General features: G+C 73.5%; 12 protein-coding genes. 3 read left to right on the top strand and 9 right to left on the bottom strand.

Annotated elements, in window-relative coordinates; genetic code table 11:
- The first annotated feature begins 40 nt into the window (after window positions 1–40).
- Together Q8R60_09415 and Q8R60_09410 are read left to right on the top strand one after the other, a co-directional pair.
- Window positions 41–658, top strand: coding sequence for a LysE family transporter (locus tag Q8R60_09415; GenBank protein ID MDP3712689.1), 618 nt, complete (start codon window positions 41–43; stop codon window positions 656–658).
- A 40-nt stretch (window positions 659–698) separates the two neighbouring features.
- The gene (locus Q8R60_09410; protein MDP3712688.1) at window positions 699–1916 is read left to right on the top strand and encodes an alpha/beta fold hydrolase; all 1218 of its coding nucleotides are present in this window, start codon (window positions 699–701) and stop codon (window positions 1914–1916) included.
- A gap of 9 nt (window positions 1917–1925) precedes the next feature.
- On the opposite strand, the gene Q8R60_09405 is transcribed toward Q8R60_09410, so the two are convergent.
- From Q8R60_09405 to Q8R60_09375, 7 genes are all read right to left on the bottom strand, one after another.
- Window positions 1926–4733 carry an EAL domain-containing protein gene (locus tag Q8R60_09405; protein MDP3712687.1) on the bottom strand — a complete coding sequence of 936 codons (2808 nt, stop codon included), beginning with the start codon at window positions 4731–4733 and terminating at the stop codon, window positions 1926–1928.
- Between the two features lie 116 nt (window positions 4734–4849).
- Window positions 4850–5626: a hypothetical protein gene (locus Q8R60_09400; GenBank protein ID MDP3712686.1), complete on the bottom strand. Its 777-nt coding sequence runs from the start codon at window positions 5624–5626 to the stop codon at window positions 4850–4852.
- Between the two features lie 22 nt (window positions 5627–5648).
- Window positions 5649–5948: a DUF4193 domain-containing protein gene (locus tag Q8R60_09395; protein ID MDP3712685.1), complete on the bottom strand. Its 300-nt coding sequence runs from the start codon at window positions 5946–5948 to the stop codon at window positions 5649–5651.
- A gap of 225 nt (window positions 5949–6173) precedes the next feature.
- Window positions 6174–7004, bottom strand: coding sequence for a PHB depolymerase family esterase (locus tag Q8R60_09390; protein MDP3712684.1), 831 nt, complete (start codon window positions 7002–7004; stop codon window positions 6174–6176).
- Between the two features lie 35 nt (window positions 7005–7039).
- A complete protein-coding gene (locus Q8R60_09385; GenBank protein ID MDP3712683.1) occupies window positions 7040–7618 on the bottom strand; it encodes a TetR/AcrR family transcriptional regulator in 579 nt (192 codons plus the stop codon).
- Window positions 7618–8880 carry an acyl-CoA dehydrogenase family protein gene (locus tag Q8R60_09380; GenBank protein MDP3712682.1) on the bottom strand — a complete coding sequence of 421 codons (1263 nt, stop codon included), beginning with the start codon at window positions 8878–8880 and terminating at the stop codon, window positions 7618–7620. The genes Q8R60_09385 and Q8R60_09380 overlap by 1 nt, the downstream gene beginning before the upstream one ends.
- A gap of 1 nt (window position 8881) precedes the next feature.
- Window positions 8882–9994: a hypothetical protein gene (locus tag Q8R60_09375; protein MDP3712681.1), complete on the bottom strand. Its 1113-nt coding sequence runs from the start codon at window positions 9992–9994 to the stop codon at window positions 8882–8884.
- Between the two features lie 128 nt (window positions 9995–10122).
- On the opposite strand from Q8R60_09375, the gene Q8R60_09370 reads away from it, so the two are divergent.
- Window positions 10123–11043: an alpha/beta fold hydrolase gene (locus Q8R60_09370; protein MDP3712680.1), complete on the top strand. Its 921-nt coding sequence runs from the start codon at window positions 10123–10125 to the stop codon at window positions 11041–11043.
- A 1-nt stretch (window position 11044) separates the two neighbouring features.
- Here Q8R60_09370 and Q8R60_09365 read toward each other — a convergent pair whose 3' ends face one another.
- Both Q8R60_09365 and glgC read right to left on the bottom strand, forming a co-directional pair.
- Window positions 11045–11611 carry a DUF3105 domain-containing protein gene (locus Q8R60_09365; protein ID MDP3712679.1) on the bottom strand — a complete coding sequence of 189 codons (567 nt, stop codon included), beginning with the start codon at window positions 11609–11611 and terminating at the stop codon, window positions 11045–11047.
- A 571-nt stretch (window positions 11612–12182) separates the two neighbouring features.
- The gene (gene glgC / locus Q8R60_09360; GenBank protein MDP3712678.1) at window positions 12183–13424 is read right to left on the bottom strand and encodes a glucose-1-phosphate adenylyltransferase; all 1242 of its coding nucleotides are present in this window, start codon (window positions 13422–13424) and stop codon (window positions 12183–12185) included.
- Window positions 13425–13450 lie beyond the last annotated feature (26 nt).

Below are 13450 nucleotides of genomic sequence, written 5' to 3'. Positions count from 1 at the left end.
GCGCGAGGAAAGCGGTGGCGCGACCGACGACCATCAGCGCATGAGCACCGCACTGCTGACCGGCCTCGGCCTCGGCCTCGCCGTCGCGGCGCAGGTCGGCCCGGTCTCGCTGCTCCTGGTCCGCACGGTGCTGCGGGGCGCGACCTCCGCAGGGCTGGCGATCGGGCTCGGCGCCGCCGTCGTCGACGTGGCCTACGCCGCGGCCGGCAGCGCGGGCGCGGCTGGCCTGCTCGAGGTCGCCGCGCTGCGCACCACCCTCGGCCTGCTCGGCTCCGCCGTGCTGGTGGTCCTCGGCCTCCGCGCCCTGCAGACCGTCCGCCGGCCGCTGCTCGCCGGCGATCTGCCGGCGGAGATCGCGACTCCCACCCGTGCCCTACGCACCAGCCTCGCCGCCACCGCGTCTAACCCGATGACGATCGCCGCCTGGACCGCGGTCTTCCTCGCAACCACGACCGCCGAGCTGACCCGCGGTGCCGCGGGGACCGGCCTGCTCCTGCTGGGAATCGGTCTCGGCACGCTGATCTGGTTCACCGCCCTCACCGGAGTCGTGCGGCTGGTGCGCGGGCGGGTCACCGACCGGGGGCTGCGCGGGGTCGACATCGCCTCGGGGCTGGGGCTGGTGGCCTTCGGCGTGGTGCTGGCGGTCCGCGTGCTCTGACGTGGGTAGCGTGGCGTCGTGATGCGCAGGTGACCCACTGGTGACGGCCGCCGCCGCGTCGCACGGCGCGGACCTCGACAGCCTGCTCTCCCTGCGTCTGCGACGCGGTCTGGCCGGCACCGTCCTGTCGAGCCGGTCCGCGCGGGTCGTCTTCGACGCCGGTCACGCCGGTGTCTGGACCGTGACCCTCGACAAGGGCCGTGGGTCGGTCCGGCGCGGCAGCAGCCCCGACCCGACCCTGGTCATCAGCGGTACCGCGGGGGTGCTGGCCGACATCGTTGGGGGCCGGGAGTCCGGCGTCCAGGCCTTCCTCGACGGCCGCGTGACCTGCCGTGGTGACCTCGCGCTGTCGTTGCAGCTCGACGGCCTGTGGGAGGCCGGTGGGGACGCAGCGGACCGGCCGGACCGCTTCCCGCGTGCCCTGCAGGTCAGCGCGATGGGGGTGCGCACGTCGTACCTCGAGGCAGGTCCTCTCGACGCCCCGCCCGTGATCCTGCTGCACGGCCTCGGCGCCACCAACGCCTCCATGCTGCCGACGCTGGCCGACCTGGCCCACGACCACCGCGTCATCGCCCCCGACTCCCCCGGCTTCGGCGCCTCCGCCGCCCCGAGCGGCCCCTACTCCCCGGCGTGGTTCGCCGCCTGGCTCGAGGAGTTCCAGGTCGCCACCCGCAGCCGTGGCGCGGTCCTCGTCGGCAACTCCCTCGGCGGCCGGCTGGCGCTCGAGGCCGGACTGACCCACCCGAAGAGCGTGCGCGGTGTCGTCCTGCTCGCACCCTCGCCGGCGTTCCGGCGACTGCGCCAGTGGGTGCCGCTGGTGCGCGTCATGCCCCCCGAGCTGGCCCGGCTGCCGGTCGTCGTCTCGCACCGGCTCGTCGTCGAGGGCATCCGCGGCATGTTCAGCGTCCCCGACCGGCTGCCCCGCTCCTGGTACGACGCTGCCGCCGACGAGTTCCGCCGCGTCATGCGCTCGCCGTCGCACCGGGTGGCGTTCTTCCAGTGCGCCCGGCAGATCTACCTCGAGGACGCCTACGGCCGCACCGGGTTCTGGCACCGACTGCCCGGGCTGGTGCCGCCGGCGCTGTTCGTGTGGGGCGACCGCGACCGGCTGGTCCCGTCGTCGTTCGCGCGCCACGTCGCCGACGCGCTGCCCGACGCCGGCTCGGTCGTGCTCGAGGACTGCGGCCACGTGCCGCAGTTCGAGCACCCGGAGGTGCTCAACCCGATGGTGCGCGGGTTCATCACCTCGCTGGCGTAGCCGGGGGCCTCATCTGGGGCGCTCCTGGAGCGCGTTGAGCTCCCTCGTGAACGACCTCGCGTTCTGCACCCCCGCGGCGACCAGCGGCGCGAAGGACAGCACGAGCAGCCGGTCGTCCTCACCGAAGGCGTCGACCTCGGTGGAGTCGATCTGCAGGACGCCGATGACCCGGCCCTCGGCGACGAGCGGCACGCCGTACCAGCTGCGCACGCCGAGCGAGGTGCCCGTCGTACGCCGCTTGGCCGTGACCGTGGAGGCGACCGTGATGTCAGGCAGGTAGCGGGGCTCACCGGTCTGCGCGATGGTGCCGCCGACTCCCTGGCCGAGCGGGATGCTCGCCCCGAGCGCCTCGGGGGTCGCGGGCGGGTCGGTCGCCGCGAGCCGCACGACGTCGCCGTCGACGAGCTGGATCGAGCCGCCGGTGAAGTCGATGACCCGGCGCAGGACGACGAAGGCCCGCTCGAGCACCGAGTCGACCTGCAGGCAGGCCGTGATGTCACGGGCCCCGTCCAGCAGCAGGCGGTAGCGCCGCGACTCGTCGACCGAGCGGGTCGGGGACGGCTCGGGGCGCCGCGGCGCGGGCACCATCCGGGCACCGGAGCTGTCGAGCAGGTCGACCAGCGCGTCGATGTCGAGCGGCCGGGCGTAGGCGAAGCCCTGCGCCTGGTCGCAGCCCAGGTCGCGCAGCAGCGCGAGCTGCTCGGTGGTCTCCGGCCCCTCGGCCACGACCCTCAGCCCGAAGGTGTGGGCCATGGCGACGACGCCACCGACGATGGCCGCGCTGCCGGCGTCGACACCCACGCCGACCACGAAGGTGCGGTCCACCTTCACGACATCGACGGGGAAGCGAGCCAGGTAGGTCAGCGACGCGTGACCCGTGCCGAAGTCGTCGATGGAGAGCTTCACGCCGATCTCGCGCAGTGCGGCGAGCGCGGCGACCACCGGGTCCACGTCACCCGACAGCGCCGTCTCAGTGACCTCGAGGCAGAGCTTCGCGGGGTCCACACCGGTGTCGTCGAGCAGGGAGGCCACGAGCGGCGGGAACGCCGGGTCGGTGAGCTGACGCACCGAGACGTTGACCGCGACCGACGGCACGTGGGCCAGGCCACGACCGGACCAGCGCACGAGGTCCTGCAGAGACTGGCGCAGCACGAACCGACCGATCTCGCCGATCAGCTCGCTCTGCTCGGCGACGGCGATGAACTCCCCGGGGGGGACGTCGCCACGCACGTCGTCATGCCACCGGGCCAGCGCCTCCACGCCCTCGATCCGCCCGGTGACCAGGTCGACCGAGGGCTGGTAGACGACGCGCACCCGACCGGCCGCGAGGGCGTGCCGCAGGTCGACCTCGAGCTCGTGGGCGGAGACGGCCTGCTCGCGCATCTGCGGTGCGAAGACCGCAACGCGCGCGCCGCCCGCACCCTTCGCCTGGTACATCGCGGTGTCGGCGTCCCGAAGCAACACGTCGCCGGTGGTGTCCGGGCCGGACAGCGCGATGCCGATGCTGGCGCTGACCACCTCCAGGTGGTCGCCGAGCGAGATCGGCGAGCGCAGGGCTGCCAGGACACGGTCGGCGAGCAGCCGCGCGTCGCTCTCGCCCTCGACCCGCCGCGCCATGATGACGAACTCGTCGCCCCCGAGCCTCGCCACGAGGTCCCCTGGTCGCAGGGTGGCGTCGAGGCGCTGCCCCACCTGCACGAGCAGCCGGTCCCCGGCGGCATGACCCAACCCGTCGTTGACGACCTTGAAGCGGTCGAGGTCCATGAAGAGCACCGCAACGTGCTCGCCGGCACGCAGCGCCAGGTCGAGCTGCTCGCGCAGCATGGTGCGATTGGGCAGCCCGGTCAGCTCGTCGTGACTGGCCTGGTGGGAGAGGCGCTGCTCCACCCGCTTGCGCTCCGTGACGTTCTCGAGCTGTATGACGACCCGGGGTGGCACCCCCGCCTGCCCGTCCATCCACGACGCCGCGAGCAGCACCCAGCGCAGCGTGCCGTCCGCCCCCCGCAACCGGACCTCGGCGCGCGTCCCGCGGCGGCTGGGCGACAGCGTCGCGAGCGCCGCTGTCACGCGGGCGCGGTCGTCGGCCAGCGCGTGCCGCAGGAACGGCGTGCCCTGCAACGAGGCCTCGTCCGCGCCGAGGAGCTGGGCCATGGCGTGGTTGACCTGCAGGAGCGCACCGTGCTCGTCGAGCAGCGCCATGCCCGTCGAGGCATGGGCGAAGGCTCCCGCGAGCAGCCCCTCCGCCTGGCGCAGCCTCGCGGCCCACCGCCGCACGAGGGTGCTGATGGCGGCGGCCGGGAAGGCGAAGACCACGCAGAGCAGGAGCGCGGTGAGCGGCGCGATCAGGCGTCCGTCGGGCTCGCGCTGCGGCCAGACCGCGACGATCGCGCTGACGACCGGGATGCTGGCCGCCGCACCGGCCCACCCCCATCGGACGGGAGCCATGAGCAGGACGAAGATGCCGTAGGTCGTCCCCGCGCCCTGCAGGTCGTGGAACAGCGCGCTGTAGAGCGCGTAGGCGGCCACGTCGAGCAGCGCGAAGACGAGGGTCGCCCGCCACGACAGCGCGGCGCTGCGCACCCTGACCAGTGCCGCAGCGAGCCCCAGGCAGGCCACCATGGCCGCGAGGTGCCAGGCACCAGCGAGCAGGAAGCGGCGCTCCTCCGCAGCGGTGTCGGGCTCGGCGAGCAGCAGAGTGACGCTCGCGAGCATGAGCACGGCGGCGCGCAGCAGCATCGCGACGGCCTCACCTCGCGCAGCCGGCAGCAGGCCGGTGGAGCGGGGGGCGTCCGCGGGGGCGGACAGCGCGGCGGGCATGACACCTCCGTCCGAGGTCCGGTGCGGACCCCACAGGGACGGTACGGGCTGTTTCCGGCACTCCACCTGACACCGCGGGGTGATCCGCACTGGTCAGAAGTGACCAGTCCCGCGGCCTAGCGACGGCGCAGCAGGCCCTTGGCCCGGCCGCCCGGCGCCGGCTCGACCGGTCGCAGGTCAGCCCGCAGCGCGTCCCCCAGCTTGACGGTCTCACGCCTGTTGAGCTCCGCCGACGCGACCGCGCCGGTGAGGAAGGGCGCCAGCGACGACAGGTTGCGACCCAGTCGGCGGGCAACCCGGGACCGCAGCTGCTGCCGCGCCGCGGTGCCGAGCACCGTCGCGAGCCCCGGGGCGCCCCCGCGCACGTCGAGGCCCTTCTTCGCCGACCACGACGAGAGGTACGCCGTCGCCACCTGGCCCCGCGTCCCGACCGGTGCGCGCCCGAACACCACGTGGAGCTCCGCGACGAGCTTGAGCTCGACGGCGACCACCGCGAGGGTCTCGGCCGCGAGCGTCGCGGGCGCGGCGAGCAGCGTCGGCGGCGCGGCGAGGTGGGCGGCAGACACGGTCCCGCCCAGCGCACCTACCGCCGCCGTCGCCCGTGACGCGCTGCGCACGAGCGACTCCGCGAGGGCGTCACCGGACAGCCCGCCGTGGTGCTGGCGCAGTGTCAGCAGGTCCCGGACCGGCAGGTGGGGCGCGACGTCGGCGACGAGATCGGCGAGCCAGCGCCCGCTGACGGCCGCGCGCGCCCCCGCCTCGCGCGCTCCGCTGCCGATCAGGCCCGCGACCGCCACGAGCGCCCTCGCACGGTCCTGCTGCCCGGTGCTGTCGTCGGTGAGCCGGGCGAGCGCGCCGGGCAGGTCCCGTGTGCGGTCCTGCGCGTCGCTCACGCCGCCGGTCTCCACGTCTGCGTCAGGCGCACTCGCGGCAGACCAGGCGGCCGCCCTTGTCGGAGGCGAGCTGGCTGCGGTGGTGGACCAGGAAGCACGACGAGCAGGTGAACTCGTCGCTCTGCTTGGGCAGCACGCGCACGGTGAGCTCCTCACCCGACAGGTCGGCGCCGGGCAGCTCGAGGGCCTCGGCCAGGTCGGCCTCGTCGACGTCGACGCTGCTCGCCTGCGCCTCGGCGCGGCGCGCCTTCAGCTCCTCGAGGGAGTCCTCACCGAGGTCGTCGGCCTCGGACCGTCGGGGCTGGTCGTAGTCGGTGGCCATGGTCTCGGGCCCTTCCTGGTCGTAGTGCGGTTGGCAGCGTCCTGCCGGCGGGACAACGCACGGGGCGTCGAACTTGTGCCCAGCCTGCCCGCGCAGGGGCCTGCCCACCCGTCCAGCGGGACGCCGGTCTGCTGGACGAGCGCCGAAGGGTAGCCCCTGTGTCGGGCGGCGAGAGGCACCGGACGGGTGTCCCGCAGGGTGATGTCGACCACCCGCACCTCTGGACTAGCGGTCCATCTCCGCGAAGCGCCACAGCTCGTCGGTGGCGTCGACAGGGTCGCCCGGCTGCGTCCAGCGGTGCGGGTAGGGGTCCAGGACCCGGATCGTGATGTCGCTGCCCGGGGCAGCGGCGGGGATCGTGCGCACGTCGCGGAGGAAGGCCTCGAGTCGGGTGCTGTAGACCCGGCCCCGGTAGGGCACGGAGGTGTCGTCGTCGCCGTGGAAGTGCAGCGCCCTGATCGGCCCGCGGCAGCGCGGCACCTCCAGCGTGCCGCTGACGACCCCGACGGTGTCGACGAGCTCGGGGCGCTCGCAGGCGAAGCGGTAGGCCATCATCCCGCCGTTGGAGAAGCCGACGACCGACACCCGGCCGGCGCCGCGCCGGCGTAGGTCCGCGACGACCTCGGCCAGGAAGGCGACGTCGTCGATCCGCGACCTCGAGGCCGGCCCGCAGCACAGCCCGGCGTTGTAGGAGTCCCGCACGCCCTCGGGATAGGCCACGAGCACGCCGTCGCGGTCCGAGAGGGCGTCGAACCCGGTGGTCTTGGCCGCGTCATCGGGGTTGGAGTCGAGACCGTGCACGACCACCATGACCGGCCGGCCGTCGCCGCTGCGCGGGTGCTCGAGCTGCGCCGGGGGGACGTGCAGGACGTAGGCGCGGCCGCTGTCGAGGACGACGCGCGTGTCGACGCCCTCCGTGACCGGGTCGAGGGCCGCCGCCAGGGGCGCGACCGCCCCTACCGCGACGAACAGCAGCAGCGCGGCGAGCAGCCTGCGCCGCGCCGTCCACCGGGGTGCACGGCGGCGGCTCCGGCGCAGCGTCGGGCCAGATGACACACCAGAAGTGAACCTCACCGCCGCGTCCGGGACGGTCAGGCCACGGCGTAGGCCCCGAGCAGGAGGCCGACGAGCTCGTCGACCAGCTCCTGGCGCGGGCAGGGCCGCTCCTCGAGCCACCAGTCGCCCGCCGCCTGGACCATGCCGACGATGCCGTGCGCCCAGGCGCCGCTGCGCGTCGGGCCTCCCCCGGTCTCATGCTCAAGGCCCTGGGCAAGCAGCCCCGCGACCCCGGCCATGAAGGAGCGCACCTGGCCCGGCGCGGTGGACGCCACCTCGGTCGAGCGCACCAGGAAGCGGTAGACCTGCGGCTCGGCCTCGATCGCGGCGACGTAGGCGCCGATCGTCCGGCGCACCCGCTCCTCGCGGGTGCCCCCGGACTCCAGCGCGGCGCGCAGGTCCACGAGCAGGCGGGCCGTGTGGCGCTCGGCGAGGGCGGCGTAGAGCCCGCCCTTGTCGCCGAAGTGCCGGTAGAGGACGGGCTTGGTGATGCCCGCCTCCGCGGCGATCGTCGCCATCGACGCGTCGGCCCCCTCCCGCTGCACGACCGCATCGGCCGCGTCGAGGAGCTCCTCCCGACGGGCCGTGCGGTCCTGCAGCGGGGCGACGGTCACTACGGGATCTGCATCCCGGAGATCGCGCGGCTGATGATGAGGCGCTGGATCTCGCTGGTCCCCTCGAAGATCGTGTAGATCTTGGCGTCGCGGTGCCAGCGCTCCACGGGGTACTCCCGGGTGTAGCCGTTGCCGCCCAGGATCTGGATCGCCCTGTCGGTGATGTCCACAGCGGCCTCGCCCGCGAACAGCTTCGACATCGAGCCCTCACCCGCGGTGAACGGCACGCCGTTGCGGCCCATCCAGGCGGCCCGCCACACCAGCAGGCGCGACGCGTCGAGCTTGGTCTTCATGTCGGCCAGCTGGAAGGCGATCCCCTGGTTCTGGATGATCGGCCGGCCGAACTGCTCGCGGGTCTTGGCGTAGTCCAGCGCGTACTCGTACGCCGCGCGGGCGATGCCGACGGCCTGCGCGCCGACCGACGGGCGCGAGGCCTCGAAGGTCGCCATGGCGGCCTGGCCGCCCTTCTCGCGCGCGGTCGCCACGGACTCGCCACGGGCCGCAGCGGCCGCCCGCTCACGGGCCTTCGCGAGGCGCGCGTCGAGCTTCTCCTTGGAGCCGAGCAGCTGGCTGCCGGGGATCCGGCAGTCGTCGAGGATGACCTCGGAGGTGTGGGACGCGCGGATGCCGTGCTTCTGGAACTTCTGGCCCTGCCGCAGCGTGCCCTTGGCCTTCTGGTCGGGGCCGACGACGAACGACGCCTGGCCGCGGGCCTTGAGCTCGGGGTCGACCGAGGCGACGACGACGTGGACGTCGGCGATGCCGCCGTTGGTGATCCAGGTCTTGACGCCGTTGAGCACCCACTCGTCGGTCTTCTCGTCGTAGACCGCGCGCGTCTTCAGGCTGCTGACGTCGGAGCCGGCGTTGGGCTCGGAGACCGCCAGCGCGCAGAGCTTGACGTCGTCAGGGGTGCCGAAGCACTGCGGCGCCCACTCACCGAGCTGCTCGGGCGTGCCGTTGGCGAGGATGCCCGCGAGGCCGAGCGTCGTGCCGACGATCGACAGGCCGATGCCGGCGTCGCCCCAGAAGAGCTCCTCCATCGTGACCGGCAGCGAGATGCCGGTCTCGTCGCCCCAGATCGAGGCGAAGAAGTCGAGGGAGTAGATCCCGGCGCGGGCGGCCTCCTGGATGACCGGCCAGGGGGTCTCCTCCCGCTCGTCGTACTCCGCGGCGACAGGGCGGATGACGGTCTCTGCGAACTCGTGCAGCCACTTCTGGAGGGTCTGCTGGTCCTCGGTCAGCTCGAGGGTGAAGCCGGGCATGTCATCTGCTCCTGTGTGAGATCTGGCGGTGCGTGAACGTGGGCGTGGTGCCCGGGAACCATCGGCTCGCGGTGAGCTCGCTGGAGGGGAGGAACTGCGGGAAGCGGCCGTCGACGACGGAGCTGTCGACGATCGCCTTCTCCTTCACGATCGAGGTGTACTGGTCGGCCAACGCCTCGGGCGTGTTGGCGTTGAGGATGGCCTCGCGGCCCCACTTGGCGGCGCTCCGCGCAACGCCGGGGATCGTCGAGTGCTCCGGCACCATCGCCTCGACGGCGATGACGTCCTCGCTGACCGCCCAGATGCCGGTGCCGGTGTTGAGGAAGAGGGACTGGTTGCCGAGGGTGTGGCCCGGTGTGGCGAGCAGCGCGACCCCCGGCCCGAGCAGCACGTCGCCGTCCAGGGCGCGCACCGACTCAGGCGGCAGGTCGCGGTAGGTCTCCGGCTGGTACCACGGCAGCTGCAGGGGCGCGAGGTCGGCGAGCGCGTCGAGCTCCTCGCGCTGGACGAGCAGCACGGCGTTCGGGAACGCAGCGCTCACCTCACCGAGGTCGGCCTGCGGACGGGTCGTGCCGACCCAGCGCCGGACGTCCTGGGTGTGCAGGTGGTCGAAGACGAGGTAGTCGACCTCCTCCGGTGCGATCCCGAGCGCGGCGAGGTGGGTCAGCGCGGTGCCGTGGCGGGTCACGATCTTGTCCTGCACGAAGCCGGGCGTCTTCGCGGTGAGGTCGCGGAAGAACGGCGTCGCCTCGCCGAGCTCGTGGTCGCTCGGCTCGAAGACCAGCGTGCGGGTGCGCCCGCCCTCGTCCCAGCGCACGACCAGCATCCGGTTGGTGATCGAGAGGTACGGCGACGGCGTCAGCGCCGCGCGCCACAGCCCGAAGCGGGTCGGGTAGGGCAGCGTGACGAGGTCGTGGGTGCTGACGCTCGTGGGGGTGCCGGTGGCGGCGAAGTCGCTGCGGAAGCCGACCGCGGCCTCGCGGACCCGCCGGAGCTGGGCGCCGTAGGAGGCGGCTCGCGCGGTGCCGGCGAAGGAGTCGATCGCCGTGCCGACCCCGACGGCGTCGGCGAACGCGGGCAGCGCGACCGGGGGGCGGTCGTCGAGCGCGGTCACTCAGCCTCCACGGGTCAGGGGTGTTACCGCCGGTAACAGTCGGGTGCCGGTGGTCTGCTGTCAAGCGGGACGCGCGTCACGTCCGCGACCCGTTGTGCATCGGTGTTACCGCGGGTAACACTTGAGCCATGACCTCCCTCGCTGCGACCGTCCGCTACGACGCGCTGCCCGTCCACGGCAACCTCGTGCGCTACGCCACCGCCGGCGACAGCGGCCCGGTCGTCGTGCTCGTCCACGGCATCGCCTCCCGCGCGAAGCAGTGGGAGCAGGTGATGGCGGTGCTCGGCCGGACCCACCGCGTCATCGCACCCGACCTGCTCGGCCACGGCGAGTCCGCCAAGCCGCGCGGCGACTACTCCCTCGGCGCCCACGCCTGCGGCATCCGCGACCTGCTCGCGGCGCTCGGCCACGACCGCGTCACCCTGGTCGGCCACTCCCTCGGCGGCGGCATCGCGATGCAGTTCGCCTACCAGTTCCCGGAGCGCGTCGAGCGCCTCGCGCTGGTGTGCGCCGGCGGTCTCGGCCCCGACGTCTCGCCCTTCCTGCGGGCCGCGACCCTGCCCGGCTCCGAGCTCGTGCTGCCCGTCATCGCCTCCTCCCCCGTGCGCGCGACCGGCGCGGCGGTCGGTCGACTGCTGGCCAAGGCCGGGGTGACCGTCCCTGCCGGTGTCGCCGAGGCGCTGGTCGGCTTCGCCTCGCTCGGCGACCCGGCGACCCGGCAGGCCTTCGTCCACACCTGCCGCTCCGTGCTCGACGTCCGGGGCCAGCGCGTCGACGCCCGCGACCGGCTCTACCTCGCCGTCGACCTCCCGCTGCTCGTCGTGTGGGGAGCCAAGGACGCGATCATCCCGGCCGAGCACGGCCGCGCGCTCTGCGCGTCGGTGCCGACCGCGCGTCTCGAGGTGTTCGAGCAGAGCGGCCACTTCCCGCACCTCACCGAGCCGGGTCGGCTCGCCGCCGTCCTGCAGGACTGGCTCGCGACCACCGACGCCGCCGAGCTCGACCCCTCCTCGTTGACCGCGCGGCTGCGGCACCCGCTGCCCGCCTGAGTCAGCCGGCGGCCTTGCGCTCAGCCGCCGCGAGCGCGGCCTCGGCCACGTCCGGCAGCGTCCCGCCCACGCAGTCCGCGCCCTTCTCCCCGCCCTGGCCACCGCCGGCGTAGACCCGCACGAACTCCGCGAGCCGCGGGTCGTCGGGAGCCTCGACGGTGAGCTGCGCGCCCCAGGTCGAGGCGGTCCACGCCCCCGGTTGGCCGGGGAAGGGCGACACCAGGACGTACGCCGGGTCGCGTGCGGCGAGCCCCGTGAAGGTGGTGACGTCCGCGGGCGTCGCGCCGGGACGGTAGGTCAGCCAGACCGCCCCGTGCTCCTGGGAGTGCACCGCGAACTCCGACGGCACCGGCGCGGTGTAGACCCCGCAGCGCAGCCAGCCGAGCACGCCAGGCGCGACGTCGGGGGCGTTGGCCGGCCAGTGCCGGCCGCCAGCCGGCGGCGTCGTGAGGTAGTCGCTACCCCGCTCGGTCGTGTGCCGCTCGGTCGAGGACTGCTCCGTCACCTCGACCAGCTGCAGACCCTCGATGCCGGAGGGGTCGGGCTGGTCGGCGGAGCAGCCGGTCACGGCCAGGGCGGCGAGGGCAGCGAGGGCAGCGAGGGCAGCGAGAGCCAGCGAGAGCCAGCGCGGTGGTGCGCACGGACCCGACCGTAGGTACCGGTGCGTGAAGCCCCCGTAAGCCCAGGCTGGCCGTCCCCACCCGACTCCGCCGCGCCCCGCCTGCCGCCGGCCCTTCCTCCCTCGACGATGTGGCGATCACGCACGCTCACGCCCCCACCATGATCGCCAGATCCACGTCTGGGGCTGGCGCGGCAGACCGCGTCGCCGACAGATGTGGCGATCACGCACGCTCACGCCCCTCACCGTGATCGCCACAACCCAGCCTGGCGCGGGCGTCCCAGACAGCGCCCCCGGCAGATGTGGCGATCACTGATGTTTCGGGCCCCCTTCGTGATCGCCACATCCGGCGGAGGCGGATGCGGTGGCGGATGCGGTGGCGGATGCGGTGGCGGATGCGGTGGCGGATGCGGTGGCGGATGCGGTGGCGGATGCGGTGGCGGATGCGGTGGCGGAGGCGGAGGCGGAGGCGGAGTTTGCGGAGAGGTTGCGGGCACGGGCACGGGCACGGGCACGGGCGTCACACGGGGATGAACAGGCCCTTGCCGGCGACGGCGACCCCGGAGTCGGTGACCTTCAGGCCTCGGGCCCGGTCGTGCTCCGGGTCGAAGCCGACCTTGGCGCCCGGCTCGACGACGACGTTCTTGTCGAGGATGGCCCGCTGCACCCGGGCGCCCCGGCCGATGTCGACGTTGTGCAGCAGGACGCTGCCGCTGGCCTCGGCACCGGAGTGCACCCGCACCCCCGGGCTGACGACCGACTTGCGCACGGTGCCCCCGGACAGGATCACGCCCTGGCTGACCAGCGAGTCAACGGCGTGGCCGGTGCGGCCGGCCTCCTCGAAGACGAACTTCGCGGGCGGCAGCGACGGCGCGCTGGTGAGGATCGGCCACTGCCGGTTGTAGAGGTTGAACACCGGGTGGATCGAGACGAGGTCCATGTGGGCGTCGTAGTAGGAGTCGAGCGTCCCGACGTCGCGCCAGTAGCCGCGGTCGCGCTCGGTCGCCCCCGGCACGACGTTGTCGCTGAAGTCGTAGACCTGCGCCATGCCCTTCGAGGTGAGCATCGGGATGATGTTGCCGCCCATGTCGTGCACCGACCCGACGTCGTCGGCATCGATCTTCACGGCCTCGAGCAGCGCCTCGGTCGTGAAGACGTAGTTGCCCATGGAGGCGTAGACCGTGTTGGGGTCGTCGGGCAGGCCGGGCGGGTCGGTCGGCTTCTCGAGGAACGCCTCGATCGTGCGCCCGTCCGACCCGGTCTGGATGACCCCGAACCCCGACGCCTCCGACCGCGGGACGCGGATCCCGGCGACGGTGACGCCCGCCCCCGAGGCGATGTGCTGCTCCACCATCTGCGCCGGGTCCATGCGGTAGACGTGGTCCGCCCCGAACACGACCACGTGGTCGGGCTTCTCGTCGTACACCAGGTTGAGGCTCTGGTGGATGGCGTCGGCGGAGCCGGCGAACCACTGCGGACCGAGGCGCTGCTGTGCCGGCACCGGCGTGACGTAGTTGCCGAGCAGCGTCGACATGCGCCACGTCGTCGTGATGTGCCGGTCCAGCGAGTGCGACTTGTACTGCGTCAGCACGACGATGCGCAGGTAGTCGGCGTTGACGAGGTTGGACAGCACGAAGTCGACGAGCCGGTAGATGCCCGCGAAGGGCACCGCCGGCTTCGCACGGTCGGCGGTGAGGGGCGCAAGGCGCTTGCCCTCCCCACCGGCGAGGACGATCCCGAGCACGCGCGGAGTCGATCTCATGACCCTCATCCTGTCCCACTAGCGTC

The organism is Mycobacteriales bacterium (genome assembly GCA_030697205.1).
Taxonomy (GTDB): Bacteria; Actinomycetota; Actinomycetes; order Mycobacteriales; family SCTD01; genus JAUYQP01.
The sequence above is the reverse complement of the archived record's forward strand: the minus strand, read 5'-3'. Positions and strand labels throughout refer to the sequence as shown.